We start from the raw sequence: 17,435 nt of genomic DNA, 5'->3' as shown, positions 1-17,435 counted from the left end.
AAATAAAATGAGGGATAAAATTAGTAGACAAAACAGCGAGTGAAAGGCATGTAATCACCTTCCACTCGCTGTTTTTCGTGCCAAATATTGTCCTTTCAACATTGCTCATTATCCATAGTTGACCGGCTGACCGGCTAAAGCACCGCAACCGACTTACGGATTTTATCAAGAATCACAGACAACTTGCGGTCACGCCGTGCAGTGTGCATATTGTAAGCTGTCTGCATATTCACCCAAATATAAGCAGGTATGTCCGTTGCCGCCTCTATCTTCAGTGCATATTCGGTAGTAATAGAGCGTTTGCCGTTTATCACCTCATTGAGCACAGAATAAGAAACACCTATAATATCTGCAAATCTTCTTTGCGACATATCGCGCGCCTCCAACTCGTCTCTCAATATCTCTCCCGGATGTATAGGCGTGGATGGTCGCAGCTCATGCGGTGCGTAAGTCTTTTTTGTCTCCATATCCATAAGTTTATTTGTAATGGTTACTAATGTCAAGCAAACGGCAGACAGTAATTATTTGCTCGTTCATAACATCCCTGACGGTGAACTCAAGGCGATACTGCTTGTTTATGCGTACCGATGAAATCCCCTTCTTGTCTCCTCTCAGCATCTCATAATTCAGTGCATTATTTCGGAACAAGTCTGTAACGGCATTTGCAGAGGAAAGTACGAAGACAACCTTTTGATATCCTCTTACAACTTCAGGTTGGTAGCGGTGCTTCTTGTCTCTTGCCTTACCTTCCGTATATAGTTCGTACAAATAATCCTTGTCAAATTCAATAATCATATCTTTCCGTTTCTTTTTGCAAAGTTACTTCTTTTTTCCGTATTCGCAAATAATCGAACATTTTTTTTGCGTTTATAGTGCTTTTTTCTCACTATCTAACTTTCATGCGTCCTTTATTTGGTATTTTCCCAAAAAAGTACTATCTTTGCAACACCAACCAACAAATTAAGCAAGTTACATATGAAAGCATTACACACAGACAAAGCTCCTGCTGCCATCGGTCCATACAGCCAGGCAATTGAGGTCAACGGCATGGTTTTCGCATCAGGACAGATTCCACTCGACCCTGCAACAGGCAACGTCGTTGAAGGCGGCATAAAGGAGCAGACACAGCAGGCTCTCACAAACGCAAAGGCAATTATGGAGGCTGCCGGACTGACACTCGCAAATGTTGTGAAGACAACAGTGTTCATGGCTGACATGAACGATTTCGCAGCAATGAACGAGGTTTATGCCACATTCTTCACAGAGCCGTTCCCTGCACGCTCCGCCGTTGCCGTGAAAGCTCTGCCTAAGGGCGTACTCGTTGAGGTTGAGTGCATCGCCGCACGATAAGACGCATAAAAAAACTCTACAAAAACGTATAGTCCCAAACGGATTATACGTTTTTTTATGCTCCAAACTTTCTAAAATCAAACACGAATCGTACCTATTAAAAATATTATGGAGCAAAAAAGTCTGTACAAACCACATGAATATTAACTTGAGTCCAACGAATTCCAATTGATTAGGAATACTAATGTACAGCAGTAATTCGTCAAATTCATGTTAAATATTTTGGCGGAAAAGAAATCTTCAGAATCTGTATTAATCCGCATGCATTCCCATTTGCATCCGGCTTTAGTATGAAAAAAAATTACAAAAGCATGTCATGAGTTTTCTAATATTTCATGTCCAAACATGAGACACTACACCATCAAAAACAGCATTACCTGCATTTATAATTGCTGTTCATGGCATTTTATGACATTTTTTCATGGCAAAAACATCGGAAAAAGCTATCATCTGCACTGTCAAAGGTTACTTTACATAATGTAAAAGATTACCTTTGACCTTATGAAAGGTAACCTTTCGCAAAAATGGCATATAGAAAAACCTGTACCACCCATTATAAAGCACTGTATTACAACTAATTACATGAAACTAAAAAAATATCGTTTTTTTTGAAAGTTTCTTCCTATTTTTATTTTCTACGCAATTTATATGGCACTTTGAGCCCCGAGTTTTCTAAAACCATACTAACATTGGCAAACTCACATAAGAGAGACACATCAGCAATTCCATATATCCTGCCAACCTGAATAAAAAGACCATTCTCCATGACTAACAATCCGGCCATAAAGTCAGAACACAGCCATGTCATCCTTTCCATTGCACACTCACCAAGCGGTGTGCGCATTTTCATGTTTATTACGCTTAAAATATCTAAAATAGAACGAACATTCAAATGTCCTTTCTGTTTTAATCTTTATCTTTGCACCGTGACAATCAAACCAAGCATAGAGTACATGCTGATGAGGCATTCCGCAGCAACAGCAATGTACATACTGCAAAAACACATTATACAATATCATGAATGCAGAAGAATGGTATAAGGAGGGGAACCTCCGCAGAAAGCGCCAGGACTGGCAAGGGGCACTCAACTGTTATCAGGAAGCCATAGACCTTGACAGCGAGTCGCCTGCCGTTCACGCAAGAAAAATGCTGATGGAGATTATCGAGTTCTACAATAAAGATATGTATAACCCGTAATCACCACACCAGAAACCTAAAACCAACAGAACAATGAGTAAGATTATCGGTGCCATAGAGGTGAACAAGGACAGATGCAAGGGTTGCGCACTATGCGCTGCTGCCTGTCCGAAAGGAGTTATCGCCATGAGCAAGAAAGTCAACGCCTGCGGCTATCCGTATGCAGAAGCCATAAACGACAGCTGCATCGGCTGCGCCTCATGCGGTATCGTCTGCCCTGACGGTTGTATAACAGTCTATAAAAAGAAAATTGAGGATTGAAGATTATGGCAAATGACATGAAACATACAGAAGGAGAAGTGATGCTCCTAAAAGGTAATGAGGCTATCGCCCACGCGGCAATACGCTGCGGAGTCGACGGTTTCTTCGGCTATCCTATCACTCCGCAAAGTGAAATCATAGAGACACTGGCAATGCTGAAGCCTTGGGAAACGACCGGCATGGCTGTGGTGCAGGCTGAGTCAGAGACGGCATCAATCAATATGGTCTACGGTGCAGCGGGAGCAGGAAAGCGCGCATTCACATCCTCATCGTCACCGGGCATAGCACTCATGCAGGAGGGCATCTCCTACATGGCAGGCTGCGAGATACCGGGCGTGGTGATTGATGTCTCACGCGGTGGCCCGGGTCTGGGCACCATACAGCCGTCACAAGCGGACTACACACAGATGACACGCGGCGGCGGAAACGGCGACTACCGATGCATCGTCCTCGCACCGTCCACCGTCCAGGAGATGGCAGACTTCGTTCCGCTCATCTTTGACTTGGCATTCAAGTACCGCTGTGTGGGCATGATTCTCTGCGACGGTGTCATCGGACAGATGATGGAGAAGTGTGTTCTCCCACCCTATCAGCCACGTTGGACTGAAGAAGAGATACGCGAGCGTTGCCCTTGGGCTGCAACCGGCAGGCCAAAGGACAGGCAACCGAACATCATCACCTCACTGGAGCAGACTCCTGAGGTCATGGAGGAACGTAACCTGAGAATGCAGGAGAAGTACCGAACCATTCAGGAGAATGAGACAAGATGCGAGACATACATGACCGATGATGCGGAATACATTATCGCAGCATTTGGCATCTCAGCCCGACTTGCCGTCACCGCCATCGACGAACTGCGGAAAGAGGGCATCAAAGCCGGACTTTTCCGTCCGATAACCCTGTGGCCTTATCCGTACAAAGAGCTTGAAGCTCTCTGCACAAAACAGACTCCAAATGGGGAAAACATGGTGAAAGGTGTGCTGTGCGCAGAGATAAACGGCGGTCAGATGATAGAGGATGTGCGCCTTGCCATACATGACGCCATGCCGATAAAGCATTTCGGACGCATGGGAGGAGTGGTGCCTGAACCAGACGAGATAGCCGAAGCATTAAAGAACTTTATTGGAGGACTGAACCGATGACTGCCATAGAAGAACAAAACAAGCACATGAAAGAAATGACTTCTGAAAACATTGTATATCAGAGACCGTCACTGATGAACGACACTCCCATGCACTATTGCCCGGGATGTTCCCACGGTGTGGTGCATAAGCTGGTCGCAGAAATGATTGAGGAGATGCACATGGAGGAAAAGACCATAGGGGTCTGCCCTGTGGGATGTGCCGTGTTTGCATACAAATACCTTGACATCGACTGGCAGGAGGCTGCCCACGGACGCGCACCGGCTGTCGCCACCGGCATCAAACGCTTGTGGAACGATCGCCTTGTCTTCACTTACCAGGGGGACGGTGACCTTGCCTGCATCGGCACAGCGGAGACTATCCATGCTCTCAACCGTGGCGAGAACATCACGATAATCTTCATCAACAACGCCATCTACGGCATGACCGGAGGACAGATGGCTCCTACCACACTCATCGGACAGAAGACATCGACATGCCCATACGGCCGTGACCCTGAGATGCATGGCTACCCTCTGCGCATCACAGAGATTGCCGCGACATTGGAGGGCACATGCTATGTCAGCCGACAGTCCGTAGAGTCTGCACCGTCAATACGTAAGGCAAAGGCTGCCATACGCAAGGCTTTTGAGGCCTCTATGGCAGGCAAAGGCTCCTCACTTGTGGAGATTGTCTCCACATGCAGCAGTGGATGGAAAATGTCACCTGTAAAGGCAAACGAATGGATGGTGGAGAATATGTTCCCATACTATCCGAAAGGAGACCTGAAAGACAGGACATAAACGGTTGTCAAAACAAAAACAGTAAAACATGAAAACGGAAATCATCATAGCAGGTTTTGGAGGTCAGGGTGTCCTATCAATGGGAAAGATACTTGCCTACTCCGGACTTATGGAGGGAAAAGAGGTGACATGGATGCCGGCCTACGGACCGGAACAGCGCGGTGGCACGGCAAATGTCACTGTCGTAATCTCTGACAAGCAGATTGCCTCACCTATATTGAGCAACTACGACATCGCCATCGTGCTTAACCAGCCGTCATTGGACAAGTTCCAAGCGCGTGTGAAACCGGGCGGAATACTCATTTATGACAACTTTGGAGTAATCAGCCCGCCACAACGCGACGACATAAGCATTTATCGCATAAATGCCATGGACAAAGCTGCGGAACTTAAAAACCCGAAAGTATTCAACATGATTGTGCTGGGCGGTCTGCTGAAAGTCGCCCCTCTTGTCACTCTCGAAGGACTGGAGAAGGCTCTCTACAAGACTCTCCCTGAACGTCATCACGGACTCATCCCTCTGAACATGCAGGCTATAAACGAAGGGATGGAAATTATCGTAAAAGATTAGTCCGCAACTGTTCTCAATAGATATTATCACCCATAAGTGACAATACTTTAAGAAAAACATTGCTCTAAGAATCCAAAGAATAAAAAGAAGCGGGCTGCACATAACATGGATGCTTTGTCGACAAAAGATGTAAAAACAGCTTTAGCTTTCATTCAGAAATATCATAAGAGTATTATTTCCAAATGGATTAACTTTTTTGTCTTGAAGAAAGTTGTCAGATGCACTAATATTAAGAAAAAATTATAGTTATGGCTCTATTATTATATATCACAAAGGCAGATTACCTTGGAGGTTTATCTGTAAAATTGACTTTCAATGATGGCATTGAGAGGACATTGGATTTTTCATCATTCTTCAAAAAAAACTCTCATCCGCAGTATAACAAATATGCAACACCGGCATTGTTCAAGAAATTCAAGATTGAAGGTGGTAATATCGTTTGGGGAAAGAACTGGGATTTGATGTTCCCAGTAGAACAGTTGCATACAGGAATCTTACTATAAATAATGTAGTTTTATCGTTCTAAGCATAAAATTTGAATTATGGTTCTTGAAAGCAATACAGCTTATTTGCGGCGCATTATTTTCTGTGTCCTTGTGGCGCTCTTCTGTGTCTCTTGCGACAAAGAAGATGAATATGTGTATCTTGAAAACACGGACTTTTACGGGGAATGGTATGCAACAGAGATTAATGGGCAGAAGGTCGATTCAGGACAATTATCTTTTTATTTCTGGGGCAATGGCAGATGTCTTATTGAGCAACAAGGTGATGAACTGTGGGGAAGGTGGAGCTTCAGTGAACATGGCGAAGAACGCTTTATTACAATCAAAGAATTGGGTGCTACACCAAATAAAACAGAATCGGATGTTTCACCATACAAAGATATTACAATGCGAATCACATGGTGTTTCAAATGGAAGAATTCCATAAGGGTGAAGTTTGATAACAGTGGAGACGAACTCCTTCTTGTTCATAGATAAAGATTGTATCTGCTGACATCAAACAAACAGATTGCGTCTTATATTATTTATCAGAGCAATTATATTTCCCTGACTTCGTCACTTTCTTAAAGGCATATAAGTGATGAGGTCAGGGAAATATTTTTAGCTACAGCAAACAATAAATGTCTTGAATATATACATGAAATCATCCCATAAACTTACTTTTATGGATATGTACCCACATGTGTATCCCCATGTGTACCCCATTGATGTTTGGAATCGCTTGCAAAATATTGTACCTTTGCACTAGAAAAGCAATGGAAATTGAAATTGCAAGCGTTCTTTGACATATTTACCATAACATATTACAAGTTACGTATCGCCCATTCTTTAGGATAAAGATTGTTGGCGCGATTGCCAAGGTTCTTCATGAATCCGAGGTTATGTCCTTTGTAGGTTACAATGACATAACCTTTTGGAGTATCTGCCGGCAATGTTATTGCCTCACGATGAAGATAGCGCAGAGCCTCTTCAAGCGACAATTCAACAGATGGGTACGCTGATGATGTACCTCTGACATCATCTTTATGGCATTGTGCAAGCAGCGCCTCAGCATGGGCAGGGATGATGTACTTGCCTTTCTGCTCTCCTTTCGGATTGCCGTCAGATAGTATGCGTAGGCGTTTCAACTGTTTTTCTATCGGTCTGCGACAGGGCTGCGATTCCCCATGCTTGCGCAAAACGCACATAAACAGTCCCTCACTGCGTGTAACTCCGGGTATAAAGCGATAGACAGGCTCATCAAATCCTTCAAGAAGAGAACCTGTGATTTTCCATTCCTGACTTGTCTGTACAGGAAGAATATCTGCTCCAAGCTCTTCCGCTATCCAACGGACATTCTCCTCGTCCTCCTGTAGATTGAATGTACAGGTACTATATATAAACAGTCCGCCGGGACGCAGACAGTCCCATATATCACTGACTATGCTCCGCTGCAGTTCCGCACACTTACGCACGTTCTGCAAGCTCCATTCCTTTATCGCTCCTTCGTCACGGCGGAACATTCCTTCTCCGGAGCACGGCACATCAGCAAGTATGACATCAAACTGCATTTTCGCAGACTTGAAGTCCTTTGCATAATTGTTTGTGACATAAACATCCTTATGTCCCTGTTTCTGCATATTCTCCATAAGGATGTTGGCACGGTGGTGGTCAGGTTCATTGCTTACCAGCAAAGAGCCTTCAGGCAATGCAGCACGCGCCAATGTTGACTTGCCTCCCGGTGCAGCGCACAGATCAAGCATGCACACCGGTTCTTGGACATACTGTCGAAGAACATTGTCAAGGAACATTGACCCTGCCTCCTGCACATAATAGACTCCGGCATGCAACAATGGGTCAAGTGTGAATTTAGGGCGTTCCTTCAGCCAATAGGCATCCTTGCACCATGGCACCGGTTCTCCTTCAGGAACATCGGAAACAGGTTTGAACGGATTATAACGCACACTGGCAGGGACTTCCTGACCGAAAGAGTCAAAAAATCTCTGCCAGCGCTCCTCACCAAAAAGTTGTGAGGTATAGTCTGTGAAATCTTTACTTAAGTCCAACTTTAATCTTCTCTGTAGTGTTGATTTCTATACATTTGTCTCCGACATAAAGTTTTCCTCCAATGACAGGACTTTGTATAGTGATTTCTTCCTTGCTCATCTCCAACGAGATAGGTCCAAACGGTGTTGGCACACGCCCCTTCATCCATTCAAGTCCACCAAGATTAGGACGGCATTCCCACTCCTGATAGCCCGGTTTTGTCGGTTTGATGCCAAGATAGTACTTGCCAAGCAGATAGACAGGTGATGCTCCCCAAGCATGGCAAAGGCTCTTGCCATACGGTCTGCCGTACATATGCAAGTGCTGTGTGCCTGTCTCTGTCGGGACATATTTCTCCCAGAAAGATGTCGCACCTTCATTCAGCATACCGCCCCAATAGGATTTCATCTCACCCATGACATAATCATACATGCCCATCTGGCACAAAGCCTCCAACTCGTAGAAACGCATGTAAGGCGTTGTGATAGCCTCAACATCAGGATTGAGCATGACATTTTCCATGATGTCCTTGCTCCGCTGTCCGTCGGCATAACCGAAAAGTATGGCAAACATATTCGGGAACTTAGTAACCATCTCATTCAACTGACCGTCCTCAATGTTGTGGAGATAGGCTTTTCTGTCCTCATCCCAGAAATGCTCGTCGGTCTTCCGGCGCACATTGTCGTACAACTCTGCATAACGCTCCGCCTCATCATCACCGACAAGTCCGGCACAGACCTTCATTGTCTCCAAAGCCTTTGCCAACAGAATCTGTTCAAAAGACATCACACCACGCTTGTGCATAGGGAAGTCCACCCAGTCAACAAAAATCCAGTCGTCAGGCTGTCCTTCAGCAAGTCCCTCCTCGTCAAGTCTGCCAAGGACATAGTCCATGAGTGTCTTCATGCGCGGCCACATCTCACGGACGAAGGCTGTATCGGCAGTGTACTCATAGTAGTCAAGCACGGACTTGAACCAATAGAAAGTGTAGTCCATAATCGTGTTGATATGGGCTGTAACAGGGTCCTTTCCGCGCAACTGCCGTATGGTGCGCTTGACACACTCCGAATCGAAACGGAGATAATAGTTCATCAGATAGGACTGTATGGCATCGCCTGACCATGTCCAACGGTCACGCTTTATGCCGTCCATCATGAATTCACGGGTAGTGAGGTCCATTGTATAAGCTCCCACTTCCCATATTCTGTTAAGTTCGGAATCAGAGCATTCAAACGCTCCGCTAAGTTCCATGTCCTGCTCAAGATACTCGTAAAAGGCGTAGACATCCAATTCTTCCACGCCTCCGGCACACTCCACATAGACATAGCGGAACGCCTTGCTGTCAAGGATGACAGGAGTGAAATCCTTAGTCTCAAACTTGTCAAGCGTCTCACAATAATCTTTGTCCAAGGCTTCCTCACGGCTCTCACCGTAATAGACCTCTACAAGTCCTTTGTCCTTTGCATTGCCTACGGACAGAAGTCCCATTGTCTCCTTGCCAAAGTCGTAGAGGAATCCCTCTCCCACTCTCTCCTTGCTCACCGGCATCATTGGCTCTGTTGCCAAAGCGAACTCGGAAGGACGCTGCTCCTTTGTTTGGAAGTACTTGCTTGTTGCTGCCGGGACATAGATTCCGGAACCATGGGCAACACCATTCTCGTCTATCCAGATCTTATCCTCATAGGTTGCAAGCCATGAAGAGTCTGTAACGATGGTTTTACCTTTTATATATAATGCAGGAGGAGTTGACTGATTCCAAACCTTCAGGTTGAGTTTGTGCTCTCCGGCAGGTACAGTGAAATGCTCAGGCATGCCAAACTGCAACTTTCCGTCAAGCATAAGATTGAACTTTCCCTCACAGAGAATCTCCACTTCCTCTGCCTCTTCAAGGTTGACAGTCGTCGAGAACTCCACAGTAACATAGTGGGAGTCCTGCTTCCAGAATGGAGGGAACATCGCACCACGCTCAGTACGGCGGTTGTTGAACTTATTGCCAAGCCATATCTCAAAATCACCAGGATAGGTTATCCACATAATATCGTGAGTTTTTTTTAATGTTTTGTTCAAATCATGAAATTACACAAATGAATCATTTGGTCTTCTTTGGCTTCTTTGTCTGTATCTTAGCCCTCAGGCCTACAACATCAAGATTCTTCTGAATGCCGGCATTCTCTTTAACAGACTTATCAACACCGGGTCCATTGTTCTCCCAAATGTTGCAAGGTCCATTGGAGTTCTTCAAGTATTTCTCTGTCGGTGTCCAGTTATCTTGAATAGTAATACCGGACGAACCTTCATCGCAATAAAGATAGAACCAATGATGTGGGTCATGCGCATAGATAGGATGATAAATCTCATCCACGACATTCTCTGTGATATAGGTCTTTATCTGTGAGCTTAATGTATAGATGCCGGCACAGTCATACATGTGCTTTGCATAATGGTGGATATAGTTTCTATACACCTCATTGCCACGCATACAGTTAACACTCTGTGTCCATCCCCATCCGAGATTTATACCGGAATAGGATACCTCACAAATTTCATTATGCGCAATGATAGTGTTTGCGACATATCCGCAGTTGATTCCAAGCGTTCCCCAATCCTCGTTGGTGACATCATTGATATAGTTATTGGCAATGACAAGCCCATCGACAACAACACGCCTGTCAAAAGGGTCATAAGGAAGGTGGGTCTCCAAACCGGAAGGTGAGAAAGAGCCGGCAACAATGCCGCTACCTGCAATATCAGTAAAAGTGTTGTTGCTTATCACCCCTCCTTGTATGCCTTCCTCATAGTCTATACCGGAAGAACCAAGATGAGTGAATACACAATCATTGAAAACCACATCACCGGAATTGCTTACCGTCACAGCGGAAGCCGGACGACCCAGGAATCCTTGGTTATCAAGTCCATTGTTGCGTCCCGGACGACGAATCTGAGGATTAAGTTTGTATCCTTCATACATGAACATTCCTGCCTGAAGAGGGACATGCCCATCAGTTGTCGGACGCATCCATGTTGTATAAGAGAATGTAAGTCCCTCAATTTTCACATCATGCACAGGACGGTCAAGGGTGCCTTCCACTTCCACAAGAGTCTCCAATGCAGGAGCAATCACCGGATATTCCTCGCTGTTAAGCATGTCAAGCGTCTCACCTTCACGCGGGCTGTAGTAAACCTTATGGTTGCGGACATCATGGAACCATTCTCCCGGAGTGTCAAGAAGAACCTTTGAGCCTGTAAGATAAAAAGCAGAATTCAGGTTCAGCACAGTGCCATCCTCCTGTATGAAAGGCTTCACATTAACCATTGGTGAAGGCCAAGGGTGCTCAAACTGTATTGTCGACTCAGGCTGATGGAAACGTATGGCGGCACTGTCACCGTCAATCTGTATACTCTTCACTCTTAGGTTTGCCACACACCACATTTCATGGAGAACCATTTCCACAGGCTGGGCATGCTGTCTGTTCTTTGCATTATACTGCCTTTCCAAAGCCTTGACAGCCGGTGTAACAGGGACATACATCACCTGATTTGGCTTGTCAAGAGAAAGGATGTGCGCCATATTGTCAAAATTTTCCACATCGCGTGCACGTACAGCCTTCTTGCCGTTAACGTAAAGCTGGCGGAAATCTATCAGATTGCCATTGAACTCCGGAGTTTCAGCAACAAACAGTTTGCCTTCCTTGCGCCATCCGGTGACAGCAACACCACCGGAAATTACGGCATCCTCACCTTTTATCACTGTAGGAGAGTATGGAGTACCACTGTCTTCAGGACGAATATATAACGGTTCATACAGATTATATGTGCCCTTTGTCACGTGAATCGTTATGCCATCCCTTACTGACGGGTCATTAAGGCGGCGCAGGTTGCGTGCTTTGCGCAATGCTATACGCAGACTTTTAAGTGGGCTGTCAACAGAACCTTCATTAGTGTCAGCACCATCAGGTGACACGTATATGTCCGCAGCCGAGACAGACAATGTTGCAAAAGCAAATATACTCAACAGTATTTTTCTCATAAACATTATTTTTTCAGTCTATATAAATACTTAAGCAAGTGGGTCTTTCCACCCACTTGCCTTTTATTTTAATAAATAGAATCAGCGTGCCAACGGCATGAAGATTGTGAAATCCTGCAAACCGCGGTTGCCGTATGCATAGTGAGGGATAAGGCGTACCTTTATGTCACGCTCTTTTCTGCTTACCTCACGGTACAGTGTGCCTTTCCAATCAGGCTCTTCAACATACTTAGCAGTACCTTCAAGTGCTTTCATCTTTGAACCGGCAATCTCCATATCGACAACGGAGAACTTTATGTCCATAGGCAAAACGATGTTGTCAATGTCGACACTTGACACGCTCGGTGTCTTTCCGGAACCAGGTTTCATGTTCTGATTGCCGTCGATGTCAATCTCTTCAAGGCAGTAAACCAACGGTCCGCGCTTAACAGCGACCTCACCACGTGATTCCTCGACAAGTGGATTGCTTTCAATGAGCTTCGCCCTCATCTCCATGTCAAGGACAATCTTGTCGCCTTTCTTCCACTTACGGTTAAGTGCTATGTAGGAATTAGGAGCGACATTCACCTGCTGTGCCTCACCATTGACAGTCACGGTGGCATTGTCACACCATCCCGGTATGCGCAGATTGACTGTGTTCAGGCAGTTCTTGCCGACAGCATCAATAGTCAGTTCTATGCGTCCGTCAAACGGATAGTCTGTTTTCTGTGACACTTTCAGCGCTTTCTTGCCAAGTGTTGTTGCCAGAGTGTTCTCGCCATAAAGCTGCACAAACAACGCATCCGAACCTACTGTGTAAGCATATTCCTGTGCCTCACAGACAGTACGCAGTGTGTTCGGAGGGCAGCAGAAGCAGGAAATCAGCTTCTGACGCTCGCGACTCCAACGCAACTGGTAAGGGAGTTTCTTTGAAAGGCGCATCGGATTGGTGTACAGATACTTTGTTCCGTCGAGAGAGATGCCTGTAAGCACAGAGTTGTACAAGCATGTCTCAACAATGTCAGCATACTTTGCGTCGCCTGTTGTCTGAAGCATGCGCCAGTTGAAGAGCATGTTTCCGATGTTCGCACAAGTCTCGTTGTGAGCCGTTGACTGCGGCAACTGATAAGGTCTGCCGAACGCCTGATGCACCTGCTGCCAGTTTGCCGGCTTATAGTCTGTGCCGTCAGGGGACACACCATTGTACAATGCGCCACAACCACCTGTGATATACATCTTCCTGTTTATCTGGTCATCCCATATTGAGGTGAGGTTTTTCATCAACTGTGCCTCACCTGTGAGGGAATAAAGGTCTGCCACACCTGCATAAAGATAGTTGGCACGGACAGCATGGCCGATGGCAGTGTACTGCTCACGGAACGCCTCACGGTCCTGATTGTCGTCCGTTCCGTCAGGCTGGCTGCCACGGATGTCTATGAGTGTCTGTGCAAGGTCAAGATATTTCTTGTCACCTGTCTCACGATACAGTTCTGCAACCGCCATATAGTGGCTTGGGCAAACAGCGCATTTGGCAAGCTCATCAGGATTTGTCTTGGCAAAATTGATAAGAAATTCCGCAGCCTTGAGTGCCACGTCATAGAAATTTGTCTTACCTGTAGCACGCTTATGGACAAGGGCGGCATTGATGAGGTGGCCTATATTATATGTCTCAAAATTAAGTTTGTTGCCAAGAGCTCCGTCAGCGCCAGTTCCCTGTGCCGTACCCACGACCGTGTTGTCCTTGGCTTCCTTGCGCTTTTTCTTGGCATTAAGCTCCGCGATGTTCACCTGAGTATGGATGTATCCGTCCTCGCGCTGCGATGCTGCGACAAGGGAAATGAACTCGTCCATTATCTTATCAAGCTCAGGGTCTTTGGTGACAGCATAGACAGCTGCCATGGATTCGCACCATTTGTACATGTCGCCGTCATGGAAAGCAGGGCCATGATGCTCACCCTCCATCTTTCCTGATGCTACAAGGAAATTGTTCCAGCCCTTTCCTTCCTTGCTTTTCCATGTCTCGAACATGGAAGGAATGGAGTTCTTGTGGAATATGTCAAAACGCTCTTTCCAAAAGCCTCCCGTCCAATGTGTGGCACCCAAAGGAGTGTTCACCATTACTGAATGTGAGGCATTGTGCATGTCTACAAGCCCACTCTGCTGCGCCATCATCGGAATGGACAGAGCTGTGGCAAAGGTTAATGTGGTCAGTATTCTTTTCATTATGGTAATTAGTTTGGCGTCACAATCATTCGGTGACGGCTTAGATTATGTCTATTATCTCAACAATGTTGTCACTGATGCGGAAACGGATGTCCTTTCCTCTGAAAGGCATCCCGTAAACGCGTGACGGGTCTTTATGGTAATGCGGACGCGGGTCTTGGCTCAACGCTCCGGAAACAGCCCGTATGTCTGCCTCGGAGAGACCTTCCTGCAACTCTTTGGGGAAGACAACAGCAAGCGGCTGCCATTCCGTTGTGTCGACAAAGCCGGAACGTGCATCAGGATGAGCATCGGCATAGGCGACATAAGGCTTCACATCGTATATCGGTGTGCCGTCCATAAGGTCTGCTCCAAGGACTATCAAGCGTCCTTCCGTTGCTTCCTTCAGGCGCACACAGGACAACCCGAGCCCGTTGGGACGGAAAGGTGAGCGTGAGGCAAACACTCCTACGCGTTCATTCCCTCCCAAACGTGGCGGACGCACAAGGAGGTGGGACGCCACCCTATCCTCCTCTGCCATTCCGTTTTCCTTATCACAAGGAGACTGTCTGTTACGAAGATTCTCGCTAAAGCCCCATACAAGCCATACATAGTCAAATTTTTCTATGCCGCGGACAGCATCAGGATTGTCGTATGGCTTATGGAAAACCACCTCTCCCTCAACTTCCTCAACGACACCACTTTGACGCGGAACGCCGAATTTTGATGTGAAAGGTGAGCGAAAAAAGGCTATCGGACTAATCTCCATTGTCATTATTGTACACTGTATCAGTTGGTTACTCCTCGTAACCTCTCGGGTTGTTCTTCTGGAAGTTCCATGAATCACGGCACATATCCTCAATGCCGAAATGTGCTTCCCAACCCAGCTCCGCCTTTGCCTTTGCCGGATTGCAGTAGCATGTGGCAATGTCTCCCGGACGACGTGGCTTTATGGCATAAGGAACTTTCAGCCCGTTGGCTTTCTCAAAGGCTTTCACAACGTCAAGGACAGAATATCCATGGCCTGTACCGAGATTGTATATAGCAAGTCCGCACTTGCGCTCTATTGCGGAAAGTGCAGCAACATGGCCTGCGGCAAGGTCACAGACGTGGATATAGTCGCGTACGCCTGTACCGTCCGGTGTGTCATAGTCGTTGCCGAAAACACCAAGTTCTTCACGCAGACCTATCGCAGTCTGCGTGATGTAAGGCATAAGGTTGTTCGGTATGCCGTTAGGGTTCTCGCCTATCTTGCCGGACTTGTGCGCGCCGATAGGATTGAAATAGCGCAACAGGACGACATTCCATTCATTGTCCGCCTTCTGCACATCAATCAGGACTTCCTCAAGCATGGATTTTGTCTGACCGTAAGGGTTGGTGCAATGCCCCTTCGGACACTCCTCTGTTATAGGAATTATGGCAGGATCGCCATAGACAGTCGCAGAAGAGGAGAAAATTATGTTCTTGCAGCCATGCTGACGCATGACATCCATGAGGACAAACGTGGCGTTCATGTTGTTCTCATAATATTCCAAAGGCTTGGCAACAGACTCACCGACGGCCTTCAAACCGGCAAAATGGATGACAGCATCAAACTTGTTCTCATCAAAAACTCTCGTCAGCCCCTCGCGGTCACGGCAGTCAACCTTATAAAACGAAACTTTCTTTCCTATAATCTCAGCAACACGCTTGAGTGCTTCTTCCTGTGAGTTCACCAAATTGTCGACCACAACAACTTCATGGCCCGCCTTGTCAAGTTCCACAATGGTGTGGGTTCCTATGAATCCGGCACCACCGCACAAAAGAATTTTCATTTGAGTAATGTTTTTATTATAGTTAGAAATATTTATGCAAAGATAGGAAATTACTTGCACAATGTTCAATCACAAACCATATAATTACAAAAAATTAAGAATTTTTGATGTATAAAAAACAGATTGTGTCAACAGCCAACCTGTATGGCCGAGCATGCGGCTTGGAACATTCCAAGGCTGTACGCTGTATTCACAGAGCACAAACCGGACAGCAAAACACGGCAGGCACAAACAAAACCGCAACCTTCCACCTATCTCATTGATTACAAAGCACTTGCTTTTACACATAAAAAGGGAATGGGAGTCTGTCGCGAAAGGTTACTTTTCACCATGCAAAGTGTTACACTTTACAGTGCCAAAGGTAACCTTTTACAACACAAAAGGTTACCTTTGGAATCACAACCTGACACTACAGCAAATTCACGCGCTCTGTCACCTCCGCATCGGTCATCGTATATCCCTCCAGACTGCCTTCTTTTGCCTGAATGCAGATATATGTCATCGGCTCTTCGGAGGTGCATTTCAGATTGCGGTCGCAACCTGTTGCAACACGGACAACGGAACCTTCGGCAATGTCGAACACCTCATCATTGACCTGAAACTTTCCCTTTCCGGAAAGGATGATGTAGTTCTCCTCGTTTGCCTTGTGGCTGTGAAAGAACGGAACAGCAGCACCTATGGGCAATGTTCCAAACGAGATTTCGCACGAAGTGGCACCGGTAATTTCCTTGACAAAGTCCTTACCTTCGTAGCCTTTAAGTGTTCCTACAGATGCATGGGCATACTTTACGCCCTTGTTCAATGTTTCAACAGTACTCATAATGTTATTTTTTTATGGTTAAATTGTATCTTACAAAGTATGGACTTTGTTTTCACAGGTGCAAAGTTAGCGCATTATGTCCTCATATACAAGAACTTACTTTTTAGAAACACAGTTACTTTTTCCTCACTTTTGCTGTTTCTTTGATTGTTAGAGATATGTTAAAACACATTAAGACACCGCACAATCATCAATGTATCGCGTTTTTTTCACTAACTTTGTCAAAATGCGGCACTGCATCGTACACAATTCCATAACGACTAACCACTATTGTATGCTGAAAAACAAAAACAAGAACTCTATCATAGAAATATGCCCCATACGCAATATCGTCTCACGGTTCGGAACAAAATGGGCATTGCTTGTCATCGTGATATTAAGCGAACAGGAAGCAATACGATTCAACGAACTGTGCAAACTAATTCCTGACATCTCCTCAAAAGTCCTGTCCGAGACACTCAAGACCCTGGAAACGGACGGTCTGGTGGAACGGAAGATTTTTCCGGTCGTCCCTCCAAAAGTAGAATACAGCCTGACAGAAATCGGCCACTCACTTGTGCCCATCATTCACGAACTGACAGAATGGGCGCAAAAGAACATGAAAACGATACTTGATTGCCGTGAGGAATATGAAACAGAAAAACAATAACAACTGACAACAAAACAACAAATCATGCTAACCATGACAAGAACTTATTTACTCATAATAGCACTTTCCATAAGTGTTTGCGCTTTCGGCAAGACTTTGAAATCTTTAATGGG

General features: G+C 45.8%; 18 protein-coding genes. 9 read left to right on the top strand and 9 right to left on the bottom strand.

All coding sequences use genetic code 11. The annotated features are described in order from the left end of the window. Positions 1–134: 134 nt before the first annotated feature. Positions 135–467 carry a HigA family addiction module antitoxin gene (locus tag HPS57_RS06325; protein WP_172181426.1) on the bottom strand — a complete coding sequence of 111 codons (333 nt, stop codon included), beginning with the start codon at positions 465–467 and terminating at the stop codon, positions 135–137. 10 nt (positions 468–477) lie between these two features. After that, a complete protein-coding gene (locus HPS57_RS06320; protein WP_172181288.1) occupies positions 478–795 on the bottom strand; it encodes a type II toxin-antitoxin system RelE/ParE family toxin in 318 nt (105 codons plus the stop codon). Positions 796–975: 180 nt separating this feature from the next. On the opposite strand from HPS57_RS06320, the gene HPS57_RS06315 reads away from it, so the two are divergent. From HPS57_RS06315 to HPS57_RS06280, 8 genes are all read left to right on the top strand, one after another. Next, entirely contained in the window at positions 976–1,350 is a 375-nt protein-coding gene (locus HPS57_RS06315) for a RidA family protein (RefSeq protein ID WP_135938969.1), read from the top strand. A 1,017-nt stretch (positions 1,351–2,367) separates the two neighbouring features. Continuing rightward, on the top strand, positions 2,368–2,547 hold the full coding sequence (locus tag HPS57_RS06310; RefSeq protein ID WP_172181286.1) for a tetratricopeptide repeat protein: 180 nt from the start codon (positions 2,368–2,370) through the stop codon (positions 2,545–2,547). Between the two features lie 33 nt (positions 2,548–2,580). Then, positions 2,581–2,808: a 4Fe-4S binding protein gene (locus HPS57_RS06305; protein ID WP_172181284.1), complete on the top strand. Its 228-nt coding sequence runs from the start codon at positions 2,581–2,583 to the stop codon at positions 2,806–2,808. Positions 2,809–2,825: 17 nt separating this feature from the next. Then, the gene (locus tag HPS57_RS06300; RefSeq protein WP_172181282.1) at positions 2,826–3,950 is read left to right on the top strand and encodes a 3-methyl-2-oxobutanoate dehydrogenase subunit VorB; all 1,125 of its coding nucleotides are present in this window, start codon (positions 2,826–2,828) and stop codon (positions 3,948–3,950) included. A gap of 26 nt (positions 3,951–3,976) precedes the next feature. Further along, the gene (locus tag HPS57_RS06295) at positions 3,977–4,732 is read left to right on the top strand and encodes a thiamine pyrophosphate-dependent enzyme (protein ID WP_172181280.1); all 756 of its coding nucleotides are present in this window, start codon (positions 3,977–3,979) and stop codon (positions 4,730–4,732) included. Between the two features lie 28 nt (positions 4,733–4,760). Beyond that, positions 4,761–5,303, top strand: coding sequence for a 2-oxoacid:ferredoxin oxidoreductase subunit gamma family protein (locus HPS57_RS06290; RefSeq protein ID WP_172181278.1), 543 nt, complete (start codon positions 4,761–4,763; stop codon positions 5,301–5,303). Positions 5,304–5,551: 248 nt separating this feature from the next. Beyond that, positions 5,552–5,806, top strand: coding sequence for a DUF2442 domain-containing protein (locus tag HPS57_RS06285; protein WP_172181276.1), 255 nt, complete (start codon positions 5,552–5,554; stop codon positions 5,804–5,806). Between the two features lie 39 nt (positions 5,807–5,845). Beyond that, complete coding sequence (locus tag HPS57_RS06280) at positions 5,846–6,283, top strand: hypothetical protein (protein ID WP_172181274.1); 438 nt, start codon at positions 5,846–5,848, stop codon at positions 6,281–6,283. A gap of 326 nt (positions 6,284–6,609) precedes the next feature. Here HPS57_RS06280 and HPS57_RS06275 read toward each other — a convergent pair whose 3' ends face one another. The 7 genes from HPS57_RS06275 to HPS57_RS06245 form a co-directional block, all read right to left on the bottom strand. After that, entirely contained in the window at positions 6,610–7,851 is a 1,242-nt protein-coding gene (locus tag HPS57_RS06275; RefSeq protein WP_172181272.1) for a methyltransferase RsmF C-terminal domain-like protein, read from the bottom strand. Next, the gene (locus HPS57_RS06270) at positions 7,838–9,865 is read right to left on the bottom strand and encodes an alpha-L-rhamnosidase-related protein (RefSeq protein ID WP_172181270.1); all 2,028 of its coding nucleotides are present in this window, start codon (positions 9,863–9,865) and stop codon (positions 7,838–7,840) included. The genes HPS57_RS06275 and HPS57_RS06270 overlap by 14 nt, the downstream gene beginning before the upstream one ends. 55 nt (positions 9,866–9,920) lie before the next feature. Further along, positions 9,921–11,858, bottom strand: a complete 1,938-nt coding sequence (locus HPS57_RS06265) for a right-handed parallel beta-helix repeat-containing protein (RefSeq protein WP_172181268.1) — start codon at positions 11,856–11,858, stop codon at positions 9,921–9,923. Between the two features lie 81 nt (positions 11,859–11,939). Beyond that, complete coding sequence (locus tag HPS57_RS06260) at positions 11,940–14,060, bottom strand: glycoside hydrolase family 127 protein (RefSeq protein WP_172181266.1); 2,121 nt, start codon at positions 14,058–14,060, stop codon at positions 11,940–11,942. 40 nt (positions 14,061–14,100) lie between these two features. Further along, a complete protein-coding gene (tsaA, locus tag HPS57_RS06255; RefSeq protein WP_369811457.1) occupies positions 14,101–14,814 on the bottom strand; it encodes a tRNA (N6-threonylcarbamoyladenosine(37)-N6)-methyltransferase TrmO in 714 nt (237 codons plus the stop codon). A gap of 22 nt (positions 14,815–14,836) precedes the next feature. Further along, entirely contained in the window at positions 14,837–15,853 is a 1,017-nt protein-coding gene (galE, locus tag HPS57_RS06250; RefSeq protein ID WP_172181264.1) for a UDP-glucose 4-epimerase GalE, read from the bottom strand. A gap of 409 nt (positions 15,854–16,262) precedes the next feature. After that, positions 16,263–16,673: a cupin domain-containing protein gene (locus HPS57_RS06245; protein ID WP_172181262.1), complete on the bottom strand. Its 411-nt coding sequence runs from the start codon at positions 16,671–16,673 to the stop codon at positions 16,263–16,265. A 274-nt stretch (positions 16,674–16,947) separates the two neighbouring features. On the opposite strand from HPS57_RS06245, the gene HPS57_RS06240 reads away from it, so the two are divergent. Beyond that, positions 16,948–17,322 carry a winged helix-turn-helix transcriptional regulator gene (locus HPS57_RS06240; protein WP_172181260.1) on the top strand — a complete coding sequence of 125 codons (375 nt, stop codon included), beginning with the start codon at positions 16,948–16,950 and terminating at the stop codon, positions 17,320–17,322. Positions 17,323–17,435 lie beyond the last annotated feature (113 nt).

The organism is Palleniella intestinalis, assembly GCF_013166595.1.
Lineage (GTDB): Bacteria > Bacteroidota > Bacteroidia > Bacteroidales > Bacteroidaceae > Prevotella > Prevotella intestinalis.
The sequence above is the reverse complement of the archived record's forward strand: the minus strand, read 5'-3'. Positions and strand labels throughout refer to the sequence as shown.

Bases quoted from the DNA above. Each gene is read 5' to 3' on its own strand.
- HPS57_RS06325 (WP_172181426.1), bottom strand. From the start codon at position 467: ATGGAGACAAAAAAGACTTACGCACCGCATGAGCTGCGACCATCCACG.
- HPS57_RS06320 (WP_172181288.1), bottom strand. From the start codon at position 795: ATGATTATTGAATTTGACAAGGATTATTTGTACGAACTATATACGGAA.
- HPS57_RS06315 (WP_135938969.1), top strand. From the start codon at position 976: ATGAAAGCATTACACACAGACAAAGCTCCTGCTGCCATCGGTCCATAC.
- HPS57_RS06310 (WP_172181286.1), top strand. From the start codon at position 2,368: ATGAATGCAGAAGAATGGTATAAGGAGGGGAACCTCCGCAGAAAGCGC.
- HPS57_RS06305 (WP_172181284.1), top strand. From the start codon at position 2,581: ATGAGTAAGATTATCGGTGCCATAGAGGTGAACAAGGACAGATGCAAG.
- HPS57_RS06300 (WP_172181282.1), top strand. From the start codon at position 2,826: ATGAAACATACAGAAGGAGAAGTGATGCTCCTAAAAGGTAATGAGGCT.
- HPS57_RS06295 (WP_172181280.1), top strand. From the start codon at position 3,977: ATGAAAGAAATGACTTCTGAAAACATTGTATATCAGAGACCGTCACTG.
- HPS57_RS06290 (WP_172181278.1), top strand. From the start codon at position 4,761: ATGAAAACGGAAATCATCATAGCAGGTTTTGGAGGTCAGGGTGTCCTA.
- HPS57_RS06285 (WP_172181276.1), top strand. From the start codon at position 5,552: ATGGCTCTATTATTATATATCACAAAGGCAGATTACCTTGGAGGTTTA.
- HPS57_RS06280 (WP_172181274.1), top strand. From the start codon at position 5,846: ATGGTTCTTGAAAGCAATACAGCTTATTTGCGGCGCATTATTTTCTGT.
- HPS57_RS06270 (WP_172181270.1), bottom strand. From the start codon at position 9,865: ATGTGGATAACCTATCCTGGTGATTTTGAGATATGGCTTGGCAATAAG.
- HPS57_RS06265 (WP_172181268.1), bottom strand. From the start codon at position 11,858: ATGAGAAAAATACTGTTGAGTATATTTGCTTTTGCAACATTGTCTGTC.
- HPS57_RS06260 (WP_172181266.1), bottom strand. From the start codon at position 14,060: ATGAAAAGAATACTGACCACATTAACCTTTGCCACAGCTCTGTCCATT.
- tsaA (WP_369811457.1), bottom strand. From the start codon at position 14,814: ATGACAATGGAGATTAGTCCGATAGCCTTTTTTCGCTCACCTTTCACA.
- galE (WP_172181264.1), bottom strand. From the start codon at position 15,853: ATGAAAATTCTTTTGTGCGGTGGTGCCGGATTCATAGGAACCCACACC.
- HPS57_RS06245 (WP_172181262.1), bottom strand. From the start codon at position 16,673: ATGAGTACTGTTGAAACATTGAACAAGGGCGTAAAGTATGCCCATGCA.
- HPS57_RS06240 (WP_172181260.1), top strand. From the start codon at position 16,948: ATGCTGAAAAACAAAAACAAGAACTCTATCATAGAAATATGCCCCATA.